The organism is Dactylosporangium sp. NPDC000521, assembly GCF_042898305.1.
Classification (GTDB): Bacteria; Actinomycetota; Actinomycetes; order Mycobacteriales; family Micromonosporaceae; genus Dactylosporangium.
The window spans coordinates 331,069-348,604 of record NZ_JBIAYW010000006.1 but is presented as its reverse complement, the minus strand read 5'-3'; the positions used below and the strand labels follow the sequence as shown (position 1 = coordinate 348,604).

At 71.1% G+C, this 17,536-nt stretch carries 13 protein-coding genes; 7 read left to right on the top strand and 6 right to left on the bottom strand.

Going from position 1 to position 17,536, the window contains the following annotated elements; all coding sequences use genetic code 11:
- Positions 1-1,347 carry a condensation domain-containing protein gene (locus tag ACFY3L_RS22050; RefSeq protein ID WP_389326854.1) on the top strand — a complete coding sequence of 449 codons (1,347 nt, stop codon included), beginning with the start codon at positions 1-3 and terminating at the stop codon, positions 1,345-1,347.
- Between the two features lie 43 nt (positions 1,348-1,390).
- Here ACFY3L_RS22050 and ACFY3L_RS22045 read toward each other — a convergent pair whose 3' ends face one another.
- From ACFY3L_RS22045 to ACFY3L_RS22035, 3 genes are all read right to left on the bottom strand, one after another.
- A complete protein-coding gene (locus ACFY3L_RS22045) occupies positions 1,391-2,656 on the bottom strand; it encodes a hypothetical protein (protein ID WP_389326852.1) in 1,266 nt (421 codons plus the stop codon).
- 376 nt (positions 2,657-3,032) lie between these two features.
- Positions 3,033-4,640 carry a 4-hydroxyphenylacetate 3-hydroxylase family protein gene (locus ACFY3L_RS22040; RefSeq protein ID WP_389326849.1) on the bottom strand — a complete coding sequence of 536 codons (1,608 nt, stop codon included), beginning with the start codon at positions 4,638-4,640 and terminating at the stop codon, positions 3,033-3,035.
- 12 nt (positions 4,641-4,652) lie between these two features.
- A complete protein-coding gene (locus tag ACFY3L_RS22035; RefSeq protein ID WP_389326846.1) occupies positions 4,653-5,900 on the bottom strand; it encodes a cytochrome P450 in 1,248 nt (415 codons plus the stop codon).
- Positions 5,901-6,051: 151 nt separating this feature from the next.
- Between ACFY3L_RS22035 and ACFY3L_RS22030 the strand changes: the two genes are divergently transcribed.
- Positions 6,052-7,206 carry an epoxide hydrolase family protein gene (locus ACFY3L_RS22030; protein ID WP_389326844.1) on the top strand — a complete coding sequence of 385 codons (1,155 nt, stop codon included), beginning with the start codon at positions 6,052-6,054 and terminating at the stop codon, positions 7,204-7,206.
- Positions 7,207-7,337: 131 nt separating this feature from the next.
- Here the strand turns inward: ACFY3L_RS22030 and ACFY3L_RS22025 are convergent, their stop codons facing one another.
- Both ACFY3L_RS22025 and ACFY3L_RS22020 read right to left on the bottom strand, forming a co-directional pair.
- Positions 7,338-7,547, bottom strand: coding sequence for a DUF6052 family protein (locus ACFY3L_RS22025; protein WP_389326842.1), 210 nt, complete (start codon positions 7,545-7,547; stop codon positions 7,338-7,340).
- Position 7,548: 1 nt separating this feature from the next.
- Complete coding sequence (locus tag ACFY3L_RS22020) at positions 7,549-8,835, bottom strand: phenylacetate--CoA ligase family protein (protein WP_389326840.1); 1,287 nt, start codon at positions 8,833-8,835, stop codon at positions 7,549-7,551.
- 251 nt (positions 8,836-9,086) lie between these two features.
- On the opposite strand from ACFY3L_RS22020, the gene ACFY3L_RS22015 reads away from it, so the two are divergent.
- The 5 genes from ACFY3L_RS22015 (at position 9,087) to ACFY3L_RS21995 (ending at position 15,078) form a co-directional block, all read left to right on the top strand.
- Positions 9,087-9,752 (top strand): flavodoxin family protein, encoded by a 666-nt coding sequence (locus tag ACFY3L_RS22015; protein WP_389326838.1) that lies wholly within the window; start codon positions 9,087-9,089, stop codon positions 9,750-9,752.
- Positions 9,749-11,179 carry a phenylacetate--CoA ligase family protein gene (locus ACFY3L_RS22010; protein ID WP_389326836.1) on the top strand — a complete coding sequence of 477 codons (1,431 nt, stop codon included), beginning with the start codon at positions 9,749-9,751 and terminating at the stop codon, positions 11,177-11,179. The genes ACFY3L_RS22015 and ACFY3L_RS22010 overlap by 4 nt, the downstream gene beginning before the upstream one ends.
- A 12-nt stretch (positions 11,180-11,191) precedes the next feature.
- A complete protein-coding gene (locus ACFY3L_RS22005; RefSeq protein ID WP_389326834.1) occupies positions 11,192-12,652 on the top strand; it encodes an anthranilate synthase component I family protein in 1,461 nt (486 codons plus the stop codon).
- Positions 12,653-12,656: 4 nt separating this feature from the next.
- Positions 12,657-13,277, top strand: a complete 621-nt coding sequence (locus ACFY3L_RS22000) for an anthranilate synthase component II (protein WP_389326832.1) — start codon at positions 12,657-12,659, stop codon at positions 13,275-13,277.
- A gap of 190 nt (positions 13,278-13,467) precedes the next feature.
- On the top strand, positions 13,468-15,078 hold the full coding sequence (locus ACFY3L_RS21995) for an MFS transporter (protein ID WP_389326830.1): 1,611 nt from the start codon (positions 13,468-13,470) through the stop codon (positions 15,076-15,078).
- A 1,315-nt stretch (positions 15,079-16,393) separates the two neighbouring features.
- On the opposite strand, the gene ACFY3L_RS21990 is transcribed toward ACFY3L_RS21995, so the two are convergent.
- Positions 16,394-17,536, bottom strand: a complete 1,143-nt coding sequence (locus ACFY3L_RS21990) for an aminotransferase class I/II-fold pyridoxal phosphate-dependent enzyme (protein WP_389326828.1) — start codon at positions 17,534-17,536, stop codon at positions 16,394-16,396.

The window sequence follows — 17,536 nt, the reverse complement described above, 5'->3', positions numbered from 1 at the left end:
ATGACCGACATCTCCGCAGGCGAAAGCGGTGGCGTCGAGCGCGCGCCGCTGTCGCTGCAGCTGGACTTCCTGCGCCTCATGGACGGCGGTGGGGGATGGGGCCCGTTCGGCCCCCGCTTCACCGTCGTGGCCGGGTGGCGGGTCGAGGGCGAGATCGACCTCGACACGCTGCACGGTGCGATGCACGACGTGGTCGCCCGGCACGAGACGCTGCGCACCAGGCTGGTGCTCGACCCCGACGACCCGCACCAGGAGATCCACCCACCGTCGGCGCCGCGGCTCGTGATCAGCGACCTGGACCCCTCGGCCGAGGACCGTGACGCCGTCGCCGAGGCGTTCATCAACGCCATCGAGGAGGACGACGAGCTCGGCATCGACGAGATCCCGGGGCTTCGGGTGTACCTGGGCCGCTTCGACGCCAAGGACTCGGTGCTGGCCTACATGGCACACCACACTGCGGTGGACGGCTACTCGGTGCACCTGGTGATGCGGGATCTGGCCGCGTTCTACGCCGCCCGCAAGGAGGGCCGGCCGGTCGACCTGCCGCCGGCCCGCCAGTACCGCGAGTTCGTCGCCCACCAGCTCGAGCACGCCGACGACGCCCGGTCGCGGGCGGCGCGGGCGTTCTGGCGGGAGGAGCTGGCGGGCGCGCGGATGACCCCGCTGGCCAACGACCGGCCCCGGGCCACCGGCGCGTACACCACCGGCTGGCACCGGTACATGTTCGAGGACGAACTCGACACGGCGGTGCAGGAGTTCGCGCGGACCAGCCGCAGCTCCCCGTTCATGGTGCTGATGGCGGCGTTCCTGACGGTGCTGCGCGAGCGGACCGGCGAGACCGACCTGGTGGTGCCGACGTTCATGCCGGGCCGCGGGCCGGCGTGGACCGCCGACGTCATCGGCACGTTCTACAACTTCACCCCGCTGCGGGTCGACCTGTCCGGCTGCGAGACGTTCACCGACGCGGTCGCCGCGGTCCGCCGCTCCTGCCTCGCCGCGTACCGGCACGAGCTGCCGTTCCTGCAGCTGGCCGGGGAGGCGCCGGAGCTGATGGCCTCGGTCGTCACGCCCCGGGCCGCGCCCGTGGTCTTCCAGGTCATCCAGTCGCCCTTCATGCGCGGCGAGGACCAGGTCGCCGACCTGCGCTTCGCGGCGATCCGCCGGCGCACGATCAGCTCGGCGGCCGGGTCGCAGATCCCCGACGGGATGCTCGTCTCCGCGGAGCTGCACCCGGCGGGCGGCATCGGCGGGCGGGTCGGCTACACCGACATGTTCGACGAGTCGACCGTCGTGGACATCATGACGCGGCTCCGTGAGGTGCTGCGGACCGAGGTCGAGCGGGGCTGAACACACAGACGAGGGCCGCTGCGGATCCCGCAGCGGCCCTCGCTCATGCCCGGACGGTCCTGCCGAACTTCACCAGGCCGTGGATGAGGCCGCGGACCCACATGACGACGCCCACGCCGTACACCCCGAGCATCAGCACCAGGATCAGCACGAAGTCGAGCGGTGTGAGGTGGCTCCGCCCGCCGGACGTCCAGGTGACGAACTCGGTGACGACGGTGGCCATGATGGGCACGAAGACGGTCAGCAGCGTCATGACGGCGAAGCCGCGGCCGACGATGTAGAAGACCGAGTAGGTGCGGATCGCGGTGCGCTCGCGCCGGGAGATACCGGACTGGTCGGTCACGTGCGCGCGCTTGCCGATGAGCCGCAGGACGCCGTTGCGCAGCATCGTCTCGGTGTCCGACATGAGGTTGCGGCAGTTGAGCGCGGTGGACACCAGGTAGTACAGGTCGGTGCGCAGGTAGAAGAAGCACTGGAAGAAGACCCGGAAGACGTAGCTCAGCAGCAGCGCGCCGACGAACTCGCGCCCGGCGGGCGCCATCGCGATGACCCCGTGCCGGTCCGCGAACAGCGTCAGCACCAGCAGCGACGCGGAGACCAGGTCGACGATCGACCCGGCGAGGAAGGCCAGGAACAGCCGGCCCTTCGACGCCATCCGCAGCCCGCTGATGTCGGTCTGGGCCACCATCACGTACATCAGGTTGCTGATGCCGAGCGTCACGGGCACGCCGGCGGCGCGGGCGACGGTCGCGTGGGCGAGCTCGTGCAGGAACGTGGCGCCGAGCGTGAGCGCGAGCACGGTGAGGCTCAGCACGGCGAAGTTGCCGTGCGGGTACAGCAGCACGTCGGTGCTCGGGAACAGCGACAGGTCGGCCAGCATGATCGCCGTCGCGCCGCCGATGAGCAGCAGGCAGGCGGCCACGACCGGGCCGCTCGTCAGCCGCCGGGCGACCGCCGGTGAGATCCAGTCGAGGCTGACCTTGCGCAGCCGGCGCCCCTTCGGCCCGTGGTGGTGGGGCTCTTCTTCGCGTGGCCGGTCGCCGGCGATGAACCCCTCTGCGGTCATGACGGCGAGGAAGTCCTCCATGTCCGGGGTCTCGTGGTAGCGGGCCTCGTACCGGCGGGCCGCCTCGCCGATCGTGTCGCCGGCGGCGAGCCAGTCGAGCAGGTCGACCCCGTCTTTCGGCAGGGCGAGAAAGGCGCCGCGGGACGGGTCGCCGATGACGATCTCGTCTCCTTCCGGGCGACGCTGGAACGGCAGGACGGCAACGGTCGTGTCGGCCTTGTACGATGCGCCGAGCTGGGTCACTGGTCACTCCAATCTTGCAATTCTTCCGCTGCGCACCAATAGTGGGGAACCGGAATCTTCCCCGGTCCCCCACTTGATTTGATGCCGTTTACCGTCCGAATCAGACGGGGTCCGTGCCCGGGCACGCGGCGTTCGCGGTGATGTTGGCGCTGGTCTTGATCTCCTCCAGCTTGCGAACCTCGATCTTCTTCATTCTATTCACCTCCGTCCATCTCTTGACTGGTTCAATACTGACACTCCAGCGATGCTCAATCTTCTTTCAAAATGCTTTCGTAGTCGCCTGGTCACGCTACGTGGTAATTGCCGATGTTCAATTCCCACAGACAAAAAGACCCCGCCCCTTCGAGGGAAGGGGCGGGGCCGTTGGAGGAGGAGGTCAGCTGTTGAGGCCGCCGTAGGAGAGCTTGCGCAGCTCGTCGAAGGAGGCCAGGTCCGGCGCGGTCCAGCCGTCGAGGTCGTACTCGCGCAGGCAGGCGTCGGCGAATGCCTTGTACTGCTCGGTCTGCCCGCCGGCGATCTGCCCGTTGAGCAGCTCCACCCTGGTGTTCTCGTGGTTGCCGGAGTAGTTGCGCTCGTAGAGCTCGTGCCGGCCGCCGAACTCGGAGCCGAACGCGTCCCACAGCAGCTTCATGACCTTCACCCGGTCGACGGCGTCGACGCCTTTCGAACCGCGCAGGTACTTGTCCAGGTACGGGCGCACGGCCGGGTTCTTGAAGTCCTCCGCGCTGGAGTTGACGTAGATGAGCCCGCTGGCGATGTCCTGCAGCGCGATCTCGCGGATGCGCGGGTAGCCGATCTGCATGAACCAGCGGTACGCCATGCCGTACTGGGGATTCGGCTGCACCGCGCCGTCCTTCCACGGCACCGGGTTGCGCGCGGCGGCGTCCGACAGCCCCCAGAAGAGGTTGCGCCAGGCGAGGACCTCGCCGAGGCGGCTCTGCACGCCGCGGAAGCTGTCGGTGCCGGTGATCTCGACGGCCTTCAGCAGCAGGCCCGCCAGGAACTCGAGCTTGACCGCCAGGCGGGTGCAGCCGTGGAAGGTGAAGCGTTCGGTGAACCCGGACTGGCCGGAGAACAGCTGGACCTTGCCGAGGTCGCCGTAGACGAACACGTTCTCCCACGGGATGAGGACCTTGTCCAGCACCAGGATCGTGTCGTTCTCGTCGAGGCGGGAGGACAGCGGGTAGTCGAACGGGCTGCCCATCACCGCCGCCGTCGCCGCGTAGGACGGGCGGCACAGCAGCTTCATGCCGGGCGCGTCCATCGGCACCGTCGCGATGAGCGCGAACTCCTTCTTGCGCACCGGCACCCCATAGTGCGCGAGGAAGTTGTAGTGCGTCAGCGCCGACGCGGTCGCGACCACCTTCGCGCCGGACACCACGAGGCCGGCGTCGGTCTCCCGCTCCACGTGCACGAAGACGTCCTCGACCTCGTCCGGCGGGCGGGACCGGTCGACCGGCGGGTGCACGATCGCGTGGTTCCAGTACAGGACCTTCTCCTGCGACTCGCGGTACCAGCGCCGGGCGTTGTCGCCGAACGGCTCGTAGTAGTCGGCGTTGGCGCCGAGCGTGCCCAGGAACGACGCCTTGTAGTCCGGGCTGCGGCCCATCCAGCCGTAGCTCAGCCTGGCCCACGCGGCGATCGCCTGCTGGTCGGCGACGAGGTCCTCCGCGCTGCGCGGCGTCCGGAAGAACCGGTGGGTGTAGCCCCGGCTGCCGGTGTCGGTCGGCGCGGTGAGCACGTCGTGCGTCGCCGGGTCGTGCAGGGCGTCGTACAGCCGCGCCGTCATCCGGACCGGGTTGCGGAACGCGGGATGCCGGGTCACGTCGGCGACGCGCTCGCCGTACAGGTACACCTCCCGGCCGTCGCGCAGCGACTCGACGTACTCGTCGCCGGTGAACGGCCGGGTCACGCGGGCGTCGCCGGCCGCGGCCGGCCCGCTCGCCGGCTCGGTGGACGGCCCGGTGGCTGGCTGGGACTCCATCGCTCCGGCTCCTTACCAGGTGACGGGGAACGACGTCAGGCGCGAGACGGTGAAGTCGAAGTACCAGGGGATCTCGGCCGTCGGCACCGCCGGGCGCAGCTTCGGCACCCGGTCGGCGAGGGTCCGCAGGACCACCTCGAGCTCCAGGCGCGCCAGGTTGTGCCCCATGCAGTGGTGCAGCCCGTAGCTGAAGGCGAGGGCGCCGGTCGGCGGGCGGGTGATGTCGAACTCGTCTGGGTGCGAGGTGACGCTCGGGTCGAGGTTGGCCGCGGCGCAGCTGAGCAGGATGCCGTCACCGGCCTTGATGGTGACGCCGCCGATCTCGACGTCGGCGGTCGCGACCCGCGACAGCTGCTCGACGAGGTTGACCGTGCGCAGGATCTCCTCGATCGCCCCCGGGACCAGGCTCGGGTCGGCGACCAGCGCCTCGTACTGGCCCTCGTGGTCGAGCAGGGCGAGCGTGCCGAGCGCGATGGCGCTGGTGGTCGTGACCGTCCCGGCCATGAGGATGGCCATCGCGAACGCGACCAGCTCGTCGCGGGACAGCTCACCGTTGCGCACGTGGCTCGCGATGAGGTCGTCGATGAGCCCTTCGCCGGGCTCGGTCATCTTCTTGTCGACGAGCCGCTCCAGGTAGACCGTGAACTCCTCCCACGCCGCCTCGGCCTTCTCCGGCACCACCAGGTCGTGCATGGGCCCCTCGAAGAAGTCCCGCTCGGCGTACGGCACGCCCAGGAACAGGCACACCACCATCATCGGCACCGGCGCGGCGAAGTCGGCGAGGAAGTCCGCCGGCTGCGGCTTGGCGAGCATCGCGTCGAGGCGCTCGTCGACGATGCGCTGGATGATCGGGCGCAGCGTCTGCACCTTGCGGTTGGTGAAGCTCGGCAGCAGCATCTTGCGCTGCCGGGTGTGCACCGGCGGGTCCACCCCGAACAGCACCTCCGGGAAGCCGCCCTCGACCTCCTGCGCCATCTCCTTGCTGGCCCGCATGTGCAGGTGGCTCTCGTCGATGACCGGGTAGTCGTCCCAGGTCGCCATGCTCGACATCGCCGGGTCGGCGAGCAGCGCGCGGACCTCGGCGGGGCCGGTCACCAGCCAGGCGGTGCGGCCGTTGTACAGCCGGACCCGGATGATCGGGCCGGGCTCGCGCAGCTTCGCCGTGCCGGCCGACGGCTTGTACGGGCATTCGCGCTGCAACGGATACGCCGGCGGCGCATCGGGCGCGACATCGGTCTCGGTCGAATGGGTCACCGTCATGGCATCACTGTCGTCCGAGGTCGCGGCGGTGTGCATCTCATGCCGTGCGCACCGGATGCACCTGGGCACAACAGGAGATGGGGTGGCCGGGGCCCGGGTGCGACGCTACGGACAACAGCAGGAGATCACGCCGAGTTGAGGTGGTGCGCCGATGCGACCGTTCCAGGTTGACATACCCGAGTCCGAGCTGGACGACCTGCGCGGCCGGCTGGCCGCCACCCGATGGCCCGACGCCGGGCCCGGCCCCGGCTGGTCGCGCGGCGTGCCGCTGGAGTACCTGCGGGAGCTCGCCGACTACTGGCGGACCCGCTTCGACTGGCGGGCCGCGGAGGCGAAGCTCAACGCACACCCGCAGTTCATCACGGAGATCGACGGCGCCACGGTGCACTTCGTGCACGTGCGGTCCCGGCACGAAGGCGCGACGCCCATCATCCTGACCCACGGCTGGCCGGGGTCGGTGCTGGAGTTCCTCGACCTCATCGGGCCGCTCACCGACCCGGAGGCGCACGGCGGGACCGCCGAGGACGCGTTCCACGTGGTCATCCCGACGATCCCCGGGTTCGGCTTCTCCGGCCCGACCGGCCAGGCCGGCTGGAGCGTCGCCCGGGTCGCCCGCGCGTGGGCCGACCTCATGCGCTCGCTGGGCTACGACCAGTACATCGCGCAGGGCGGCGACTGGGGCAAGGTCATCTCGCTGCAGCTCGGGCTCGCCGACGCGGAGCACGCCGCCGGGGTGCACATCAACATGCTCGTGACGTTCCCGCCGGACCCCGCCGCCGTCGCGTCGCTGGACGCCGGCGACCTGGAGCGGCTCGGCCACGGCGCGCACTTCGCCGAGGACGGCATCGGCTGGCAGAAGATCCAGTCGACCCGTCCGCAGACCCTGGCGTACGCGCTGACCGACTCTCCGGTGGGCCAGCTCGCCTGGATCGTCGAGAAGTTCTACGAGTGGACCGGCGCCGTCGAGCGGCCGGAGGAGGTGATCGACCGGGACACGATCCTGTCGATCGTCACCCTGTACTGGCTGACCGCGACGGCCGGGTCGTCGGCGCAGATCTACTACGAGACCACGCCGACGACGGCGGACTTCGTGGCGACCTGGGGCGGCCCGTGGAACCTGGCGATGCCGGTCGCCGTCGCGGTGTTCCCGCACGACGCGACCCGCCCGATCAAGACCTTCGCGGAGAAGGCCCTGCCGACGCTGACCCAGTGGACGGAGCACCCGGACGGCGGGCACTTCGCGGCGCTGGAGCAGCCGGAGGCGCTCGTCGCGGACATCCGGACGTTCGCCCGGACCCTGCGGTGACACGGCGGTGACACGGCGGTGACACGGCGGTGAGGACTCGGTGGGCCGGTCGGCTACGGCGGCCGGTGCCACCTGAAGGTTCGTGCCCCGGCCCGATCCGACGGGCCGGGGCACGAGCGGTTCGGGTGGTGCTAGGCCGCGACGGGCAGGGCCGCCTCGTCCCACTGGTGCGAGTAGAACTCGAACACGACCGCCTGCCCTTCGAGGGCCACCTGGAGCTCGGCGACGGCCCGGCGCACCGCGGCCCGCACCGCCGGCACGTCGACCTCGGCGAGCGTGTGCAGGGTCCGGTAGCACTCCAGCAGCCGCTGCTCCTGCGGGCCGGTCAGTTCACCGCTCATCTCACCGCTCATCATGGAACCTCGCTCCCTTCAGCTCGAACCGCGGCAGGCTGCCGGGCTCGACGATCTCGACATCGGGACGGATGCTGCACTCGCGCTTGACGGTGTCGGCGATGCGCGCCGCCAGGTCGCTTCCCGCAGTGCCGACCGGCTCGACCCGCAGGACGACGGTGTCGAGCCCGCGGACGGTGCGCAGCACCGTCTGGAACTCCCCGACCTCGTCGAAGCGCCGCAGCACCTCCTCGAACATGACCGGCTCGACCGACACGCCGCGGATCTTGCGCATGTCGTCGGCGCGGCCGAGGATGCCGCCGTCGAACCAGTCCCAGCTGCGCCCGCAGGCGCACTCGTGCCACGGGCGGCGGATCACCAGGTCCTCGGTCCAGTGCCGGAACAGCTGCATGCCTTCCCGGCCGATCCCGGTCGACACGCGGACTCCCTGCTCGCCGTACGCGACGGGCTCCTTCGTCACCGGGTCGAGCACCTCGTCGATGACGGTGGACTCCATGCTGTGGCAGCCGCCGCGGTTGACCCGGCACTCGAACATGTTGGTGGTGCCGAGCTCCGTGGTGCCGGCCGCGTTGAACACCTCGGCGTCGAAGCCGTGCGCGATCGCCTGGGTCGTCGCCTTCGACCGGGCCTCGCCGCCCGCCATGATGATCTCCACGTTGGCGTCGCGGCGCAGGTCGACGCCCATCTCCTTGGCCGTCTCGATCAGCCGCAGCGCGTAGCTCGGGGTGCAGCCCAGCACCGACACCCGCTGGTCGATCATCAGCCTGATGCGGGCCTGCGAGTCGAAGCCGCCGGCCGGGATGACCGTGGCCCCGATCCGCTCCAGCGCGTAGTGCATGCCCCAGAACCCGACGAACATGCCGTAGCCGAACGCGACCATGCCGCGGTGGTGCTCGCGGACCCCGAGCGCGTACAGCGCCGTGGCGTACACGTCCGCGCACCAGGTCCAGTCGCGGATCGTGTCGAACGAGCGCACCGGCGGGTTGCCGCTGGTGCCGCTGGTCTGGTGGTGGCGGATCGCCAGCGCCGGGTCCGTCGACGGCAGCGTCCCGTACGGCGGCGCCACCTCCTGCGCGGCGATGAGATCCTTCTTGTACGTCAGCGGCATCCGTGCGAAGTAGTCGTCGAGCGAGCCGATGCCCGCCGGGATCCGCTCACTCCAGAACGCGGAGCGCTCGGCGTGCCGCAGGGCGACCTGCAGCTTGCGCCACTGCCACTCGCGCAGCTGCGGCCGGGGCATCGTCTCGGTCCTGCGGTTCCAGTATTCGCCTCCCATGGGTGGCCCCCTCGCCCTCGATTGATCTTCATCGTTCATCGTTGGGCGCGGCGCCGGGCCGTGCATCTTGCTGCGTGCGCGTCTTGCCGCGGCCGGCGTGCGCATCTCGCTGCGTGCCGCGTCGCCGGACGCGCCCGTCCTGGCGGAGGCCGGTCGGGCCTGACGATCACCGCACGTTGCAAGATGCGGCGGCGGGCGGCCCCGAACGACGCTCGAAGCCACGTCCCGTGCCACTCGAGGAGGCGCCACCCATGGAGCCGAAGATCGTCGCGATCAACGGATCGGAGCGCGACGGCAACACCGCCGGCGTCCTGCGCCACGCGGCCGCGGTGGCCGCGAACCGCGGCGCGGCGTTCGAGACGATCGACCTGCGCGACCTGCGGATGCTGCGGTGCGGCCCGTGCGGCGACTGCAACGACCGGCCGATCCGCTGCGAGCAGACCGACGACATCCCCGCCGTCGTGGACAAGATGGTCGCCGCCGACGGCATCATCTACGCCGCGCCCGTGCACGGCTTCGGCACCTCCAGCCTCATGCAGACCTTCATCGAGCGGGCCGGCGTGGGCTACCTGCGCTTCGACCGGCCGCTGTCGAACAAGGTCGCGGGCGTCATCGCCGTCGCCCGCCGGTACAACAACAGCGACGTCACCGGTCAGCTCATGGCCAACGTGCTGCTCAACCGGATGATCATCGTCGGCAGCGGGTTCCCCGCCGAGGTGCAGGCGCTGCACAAGGGCGACTACGCCAAGGACGAGGAAGGCCTGACCAACGTCACCCGCATGGTCGAGCGGATGGTCGACATGATCGAGCTGCTGAACAACTACCGCGCGCTCACCGGCCGGGCCGACGTGCTCGACGTCGGCGACCGCAACGAGCGGGTCGGCCTGCCGCTCGACGAGCTCCGGGCGAGCCTGTGACCGCCGCGACCTCCACCACAGGGGTCCGGCTGCCGGCCGGCTTCCGGGCCCGCTACGACGACCTGTCCGTGCGGTACTACGCCGGTGCGCTGTCCGAAGCGGAGCTCCGCGCCTGGCACGACGAGCGGTTACGGACCGTGCTCAAGCACGTCACGACCCGGTCGCCGTTCTACCGCAAGCACCTCGCCGGGATCGTCGTCGACGCCGTCACCACCTCGACCCTCGCCGCGCTGCCCTTCACCACGAAGGACGACCTGCGCCGGGAGATGTACGGGGTGCTGTCGGGCCCGATGTCCGAGGCCGCCATCTACTACGAGACGACGGGCACGACCGGCGCCTCGACGCCCTGCCCGCGCGGCCCGAAGGACATCCTGACCAGCAACCGCGCCGTCGAACAGTCGTGGCGCCGGCTGCTGCGCCACCGCTTCGGCGACCGCATGCCGGTCATCGGGCTCATGGGGCCGTCGGAGCTGTACGCGTTCGGCGACGTGTTCACCGCCGTCGCGGAGTCGGTCGGCGCCTGCCACGTCAAGATCTGGCCGGAGTCGCCGCGGGTCGGGTTCCGCAAGGCGCTGCGGCTCATCGAGGAGCTCGGCGTCGAGGTCGTCGTCTGCGCGCCGGCGCTGTGCCTGAGCCTGGCGAAGGCCGCCCTGCACTACGGGTACGACCTGCGCCGCCTGCCGATCAAGATGTTCCTGGTGCTCGGCGAGATCTGCACGCCGCAGCTGCGGGCGAACGTGTCGTCGCTGTGGCCGGACGCGACCGTGTACCCGACGCTGTACGGCTCCCAGGAGGCGCTGTGCATCGCGACCGGGGCGCACACCGGCGAGATGCACCTGGCCGGGCTCAACTACGTCGCCGAGGTCGTCGACCCGCGGACCGGCGCCTCGCGGGGGCCGTTCGGCGAGGGCGAGCTCGTGCTGACCATGCTGGTCGACGGGATCAAGCCGCTCATCCGGTACCGCACCGGCGACCTCGTCAGGGTCCGGCCCGCCCGCCCGGGCGCGCCGCTGCCGGGACCGGTGGTGGAGGTGCTCGGCCGCGCCGCCGACCGGATCCGGGTCGGCGCCGCGGACCTGCAGCCCGCGGAGCTGGAGGCGCTCGTCCTCGAGGGCGTCCGGGGCTGCCTCGGCTACCAGATCGTGCTCGACCACGACGGCACCCAGGACACCGTCACCGTCCGGATGGACCTGGTGCCGGAGCTCGCCGGCGACCCCGCGGCGATCGGCGCCGCCATCGCCGCCCGGCTGCGGGAGCGCACCGGCGTGCACGCCGGCATCACCGTGGAGACCGACCTCGACCCGGTCACCAGCACCGGCTCGTTCGTGAGCTGGAAGGCGGCACGGATCCTGGACAACCGCTCGGCACCGGACGCCGCGGTGCTGGCCGCCCGGGAGGTTGCGCACCGCTACGCGATCACGACGTGAACGGGGATTCCCATGCTTGACCAGGTACGTGTCCACACGCGCCGGCACCGGATCCCGCGGCCCGGCGCGCTGGCGGCATGGTCCGCGCTCGCCTCGCGGTTCGGCCCCGGCGAGGTCTACCTGCTGGAGTCCGCGACTGGCCCGGGGCAGGACTCCCGGCACGAGTTCATCGGCTTCGGCGAGCTGCTCACCGTCTCCGTGACCCGCGGCGCCGTCAGCGTCGGCGGCGTCCCGGCGCTGCGCGACGCGGTGCTGGAGCGCACCCGCGGCCTGCTGGCCGCCGCCGACGGCGTCCTGCGACTGCCCGCCATGACCGACCTGTGGGCGTTCCTTCGCGCGGTACAGGGAACGTTCGACGCGGAAGGCTCGGCCTCGCGGTTCAGCTTCGGGTTCCTCGCCTACTTCGGCTACGACGCGGTGCGGTACATCGAGGAGCTGCCGTTCCTCATCGAGCAGGAGCCGTCGCTGCCGGATGTGCACCTGGTGCTGTACCGCGGCTGCCTCACCCACGAGGTGGGCGCCTCCTCGTCGGAACTGTTGCTGTTCGACAGCGACGCCTGGCCGGCCCTCACCGACGACATCGTCGAGCTGCTGGCCGGCGCCCCGCCGGTGGACCCGCCCCGGCTCGCCGAGGTGACCGGGTGGAGCGACGACACCGCCCGCGAGGACTACCTCACGACGGTCGAGGCGTGCCTGAAGCACATCGCGATCGGCGACATCTACCAGGTGCAGATCGGGCACGAGCTGACGGTCCGCACGCCGACCCCGCCGCTGGACGCCTACCAGCGGCTGCGGGAACGCAACGCCTCGCCGTTCATGTACCTGACGGCGCTCGGCGGGCACACCCTCGTCGGCGCGAGCCCGGAGCTCTTCGTGCGGGTCGAGGACGGGCTGGTGCTGATGCGGCCGATCGCCGGCACCGTCCCGCGCGGCGGCCCCGACGGCGACGAGGCGGCGGCCCGGCGGCTGCTCGCCGACCCCAAGGAGCTCGCCGAGCACACGATGCTGGTGGACCTGTGCCGCAACGACGTCGGCCGGATCTGCCGGCGCGACACCCTGGACGTGCCGGAGCACTTCACCATCGAGCGGTACTCCCACGTGCAGCACCTGGTGTCCACCGTGACCGGGCAGGCGGAGGAGCAGGTCGACAGCTACGACGTCATCCCGGCGCTGTTCCCGGCCGGCACGATGACCGGCGCGCCGAAGATCCGCGCCATGGAGATCATCGAGGCGATGGAGCACAGCCGGCGCGGCCTGTACGGGGGCGCTCTCGGCCTGATCGACGTGGGCGGCTACCTGAACCTGGCCCTGTGCATCCGCACGCTGATCCACCACGACGGCGAGTACCGCGCCCGCGCCTCGGCGGGTGTCGTCGCCGACTCCGACGCCGGGCGGGAGTGGACCGAGACGCTGGCGAAGCTCAGCGCCGCCTTCTGGGCGGTCACCGGCCGCGAACTGTTACAGGAGGACTGACATCGTGCGGGTGCTCGTCGTCGACGCGTTCGACAGCTTCGTCTACATCATCCGGCAGTACCTCATGTCGGCCGGCGCCGAACCGATTATGGTGCGCTCCAACGCGCTACGGCTCGACGAGGTGCGCGAGGTGCGGCCCGACTCGATCCTGCTCGGCCCGGGCCCCGGCAGCCCCGACGACTCGGGGCACGTGGACATCGTGCGGGCCTTCGCCGGCGAGGTCCCGATCCTCGGCGTCTGCCTGGGGCACCAGGCGATCGGCCGCGCGTACGGCGCGACGGTCGTGCCCGCCGAGCACCTCATGCACGGCAAGACCAGCCGGATCCGGCACGACGGGCGGCGGCTCTTCCGCGGCATGGCCGACGACTTCCACGCCACGCGGTACCACTCGCTGGTGGTCGTCGAGGACACGGTGCCCTCGTGTCTGGAGGTCAGCGCGCGGTCCCTCGACGACGGCTACGTCATGGCGCTGCGGCACCGGTGGCTGCCGGTGGAGTCGGTGCAGTTCCACCCCGAGAGCATCTGCACGCAGAACGGCGCCCACCTGCTGAACAACTTCGTCAAGTTCTGCGCGACGTTCCCCTCATGGCGGTACGAGGCGGCGCGCGAGCTGGAGGCCGCGTAGGCAGCTCGTGGCTGCGTAGGCAGCTCGCGGCCGCGTAGCTCGTGGCCGTGTAGACAGCTCGTGGCCGCGTAGGCAGCTCGTGGCTGCGTAGACAGCAATCGAGAAGATGTCCCGGCCCTTGACCCCCCGAACAATGGCTGCGAGGGCCTCGTCCGACATGCGGTGACGCGGCTTCAGACGAGGAGGGGACATGGCAACGAACACGCAAGGCCCGGAGGTGAAGGCGACCCGGCGCGAGTGGCTCGGGCTCGCCGTGCTCGGGTTCCCGTCGATGCTCGGCATGATTGACATCAGCGTGCTGTTCCTGGCACTGCCGAACCTGACCGCGGACCTCGACGCGAGCGCCAGCCAGCAGCTGTGGATCGGTGACATCTACGGCTTCCTCAGCGCCGGGTTCCTGGTCACCATGGGCACGCTCGGCGACCGCATCGGCCGGCGGAAACTGCTCGTCATCGGCGCCACCGCGTTCGGTCTGGTGTCGGCGGTGGCGGCGTTCGCCACCACGCCGGAGATGCTCATCGTCTGCCGGGCGCTGCTGGGCATCGCCGGCGCGACGCTCATCCCGTCGACGCTGGCGCTGATCACCCAGATGTTCAAGAACCCGAAGGAGATGGGCATCGCGATCGCGGTGTGGGCCTCGGCGCTGACGCTCGGCGTCGCCCTCGGCCCCGTCGTCGGCGGCGTCCTGCTGCAGTGGTTCTGGTGGGGCTCGGTGTTCCTGATCGGCCCGCCGGTCATGCTGCTGGTCGTCGCGACCGCCCGGGTGCTGCTGCCGGAGTTCAAGGACCCGAACGCGGGCCGGCTCGACCTCTTCAGCGTCGCGCTCTCGCTCCTGGCGATCCTGCCGGTCATCTACGGGTTCAAGGAGCTGGCGGCGTACGGTTGGACCGCGACGGCCGTGGTCACGCTCATCGGCGGCCTCGTCTTCGGCGCCGTCTTCGTCCAGCGCCAGCGCAAGCTCGCCGACCCGCTGCTCGACGTGCGCCTGTTCAAGATCAAGGCGGTCAGCGGCGCGCTGGTCCTGGCCCTGCTCATCGGCGCGGTCCAGGGCGGCGCCGGCTTCTTCCTGGCCCAGTTCCTGCAGGTCGTGGAGGGCCGCAGCCCGCTCAGCAGCGGCCTGTGGATCCTGGTCCCGACGTTCGCGCTGCTGATCGGCATCGGCATGAGCCAGGGCATGGCGCAGAAGGTCCGCCCCGCGTACGTCGTGGCCGGCGGCGCCATCATCGCGGCCATCGGCATGACGGTGCTCAGCCAGCTCACCGTCGCGGCCGGCCTGGCCATGCTCATCGTCGGCTTCAGCATCGTCTTCTTCGGGGTCAGCCCGGTCGGCCCGGTGGTCAGCCAGCTGGTCGTGCCGGCCGCCCCGCCGGAGAAGGCCGGCTCGGCGTCGTCGCTGCAGACCACCAGCGGCGACCTGGGCGTCGCGGTCGGCATCGCCACCATGGGCAGCATCGGCGCGGCCGTCTACACCCGCGAGATGGTCGTCCCGCCGGAGATCGCCGGCACCCCCGCCGGCGACGCCGCGGCGGAGACCGCGGACGCCGCGCTGTTCGTCGCGCAGTCCCTGCCCGGCGCGGTCGGCGACACGCTGGTCGCCGCGGCCCGCACGGCCTTCACGGCGGAGCTCAACATGGTGGCCGCGGTCTGCGGGGTCGTCTTCGTCGGCCTGGCGGTCCTGGCGGTGGCCACCCTGCGCGGCGTGCCGCCGATGGCGGGCCAGGGCGGCCACGGCCACGGGGCCCCGGCCGACACGGTCGAGGACGTCCCCGCCCCCGAGACCGAGAAGGTCCAGCCCGTCTGACCGCTCCCTGTTCGGCTGAAGGCGGCCCGGCACGCTCGTGCCGGGCCGCCTTCCGCTGCAATGACCCGCACCTCCAGGCACCTCAGCCCCTCCGCGGCCGTGATCCAAGTCGCGTGGTGGTCGTCCGGGCGGCCAGGGCTGTCCTTCGATCGTCACGGATCGCGGCGCCGCTCGGTTGTGGGTACGGGCCAGCGCGGTGAGTGGGTTCTTCCGCCGGGGCCAGGGCCCGGGGGGCCGGGTCGGGCGCCCGGGTGGTGTGGTTGCGGTCCGTGCCGAGGCCTTTCGCCGCTGCGGCTGTGATCCAAGTCGTGTTGTGGTCGTCCGGGCGGCCAGGGCTGTCCTTCGATCTTCGCGGTTCGTGGCGTCGCTCGGTTGTGGGGACGGGCCAGCGCGGTGAGTGGGTTCTTCCGCTGGGGCCCGGGGCCCGGGTCGGGCGCCCGGGTGGTGTGGTTGTGGTCCGTGCCGAGGTACTCCGCCGCTGCGGCTGTGATCCAAGTCGTGTTGTGGTCGTCCGGGCGGCCAGGGCTGTCCTTCGATCTTCGCGGTTCGCGGCGTCGCTCGGTTGCGGGGACGGGCCAGCGCGGCGGGTGTGCTCTGTTCACCCCTGCCGGGGCCGGGGTCGGCGCCCGGGTGGTGTGGTTGTGGTCCGTGCCGAGGTGCTCCGCCGCTGCGGCTGTGATCCAAGTCGGGTTGTGGTCGTCCGGGCGGCCAGGGCTGTCCTTCGATCTTCGCGGTTCGCGGCGTCGCTCGGTTGCGGGGACGGGCCAGCGTGGCGGGTGGGTTCTGTCCACCCGGCCGAGGCCGGGGCAGGGCGCCCGGGTGGCGTCGTTGCGGTCCGTGGCGTGGTTGCGGTGATGTTCCGCGGCCGCCGTCCTTGCATGGTCCAGCGCCGTCGAGGGCGTCATTCGGTGGTTCCACACCGCCGTTGGCTGTCACGACCAGTGCATGCCGTTCCGGATGCCGGCGCCGCGGTTGCCGTCGTGGTTTGCGACCCCCCGCCGTCGTGGTGCTGCGGCGCCTCGGCTGTGATCCAAGTCCTGTGGTGGTCGTCCGGGCGGCCAGGGCTGTCCTTCGATCTTCGCGGTTCGCGGGTTCATGGTGGGTTGCGGTCGGTGCTTCCGCATCGCCGTCGGGTTCGTGGCTCGGGCCGCCGTCGCGTGATCCACGGCGCGGGGTGGTCGTCCGGGCGGCCGGAGCTGTCCTTCGATCAACGGGACAGGGCCTGGCACAACCGTGGCAGGTTTGTGGACGGGGGATAGCGGACGAAGCCGCCCCGCCGGGGGGAGGCGGGGCGGCTTCAGGGGGGAGGAGCGGGTCAGGCGGCCAGGCGTTGGTGGAGCGGGCGGCAGGCGGTGCGGATGATGTCGCAGACGCCCGCGATCTCCGCCGGGCCGATCGACGTGCCGGTCGGCAGCGACAGGACGCGGTCGCACAGGGCCTCGGTCCGCGGCAGCGGCAGCGGCGTGTGGCGGGCCCGGTTCGAGCGGTACGGCTCGATGTCGTGGCAGCCGGGGTAGAAGTACTTGCGGGACAGGACGTTGTGCTCCAGCAGCAGGTCGTGCACGGCGTCGCGGGCGTCGGTCTCGATGACCACGTACTGGTGGTTGGCCCGCTCGCCGGGTGCCTGCCGGCGCAGCGTGACGCCGGGGACGCCGGACAGGCCGTCCTGGTAGAGCATGGCGTTGCGGCGGTTCACGTCGATGAAGGCGTGCATCGACTCCAGGGACGTGAGCCCCATCGCGGCCGACGCCTCCGTCATGCGCCCGTTGATGCCGAGGTACGTCTGCTCCCGGTGCTCGTCCAGCCCCAGGTTGCGCATCGCCCGGGCCGCCTCGGCCAGGTCGGGGTCGTTGGTGACGATCGCGCCGCCCTCGAAGCTGTTGAGGTACTTCGTGGCGTGGAAGCTGAAGATCTCCGCGTCGCCGAAGCCGCCGATCGGCCGGCCGTGGTAGGTGCAGCCGAGCGCCTGCGCGGCGTCGAACAGCAGGATCAGGCCGTGCTGGTCGGCGAGGGCGCTGAGCTCGTCGATGTGGCAGGGCCGGCCGAAGACGTGGACGCCGATGATGGCCTTGGTGCGCGGGGTGATGAGCCGCTCGACGTGGTGCGGGTCGAGGGTCACGGTCTCGGTGTCGACGTCGGCGAAGACGGGCACCGCGCCGATCCACTCCATGGCGTGCGGGGTCGCCGGCGAGGTGAACGACGGCACGATCACCTCGTCGCCGGGTCCGATCCCGGCCGCCTTCGCCGCGATCTGGATGCCGACGGTCGCGTTGGCGACCGGCACGCAGAAGCGGGTCTGCGCGACGGCCGCGACCTGCGCCTCGAACTCCTGCACGAGTGGCCCGTTGTTGGCCAGCCAGAGGCGGTCCAGGGCGCCGTTGATCCGGTCGAGGAAGCGACCGCGGTCACCGACGTTCGGCCGGCCCACGTGGAGGTGCTCAGCGAACAGCGGCTCCAT

Coding starts and splice junctions, on each gene's coding strand:
- ACFY3L_RS22040 (WP_389326849.1), bottom strand. CDS start 4,640: ATGGAGTCCCAGCCAGCCACCGGGCCGTCCACCGAGCCGGCGAGCGGG.
- ACFY3L_RS22025 (WP_389326842.1), bottom strand. CDS start 7,547: ATGAGCGGTGAACTGACCGGCCCGCAGGAGCAGCGGCTGCTGGAGTGC.
- ACFY3L_RS22035 (WP_389326846.1), bottom strand. CDS start 5,900: ATGACGGTGACCCATTCGACCGAGACCGATGTCGCGCCCGATGCGCCG.
- ACFY3L_RS21990 (WP_389326828.1), bottom strand. CDS start 17,536: ATGGAGCCGCTGTTCGCTGAGCACCTCCACGTGGGCCGGCCGAACGTC.
- ACFY3L_RS22015 (WP_389326838.1), top strand. CDS start 9,087: ATGGAGCCGAAGATCGTCGCGATCAACGGATCGGAGCGCGACGGCAAC.
- ACFY3L_RS22050 (WP_389326854.1), top strand. CDS start 1: ATGACCGACATCTCCGCAGGCGAAAGCGGTGGCGTCGAGCGCGCGCCG.
- ACFY3L_RS22020 (WP_389326840.1), bottom strand. CDS start 8,835: ATGGGAGGCGAATACTGGAACCGCAGGACCGAGACGATGCCCCGGCCG.
- ACFY3L_RS21995 (WP_389326830.1), top strand. CDS start 13,468: ATGGCAACGAACACGCAAGGCCCGGAGGTGAAGGCGACCCGGCGCGAG.
- ACFY3L_RS22005 (WP_389326834.1), top strand. CDS start 11,192: ATGCTTGACCAGGTACGTGTCCACACGCGCCGGCACCGGATCCCGCGG.
- ACFY3L_RS22030 (WP_389326844.1), top strand. CDS start 6,052: ATGCGACCGTTCCAGGTTGACATACCCGAGTCCGAGCTGGACGACCTG.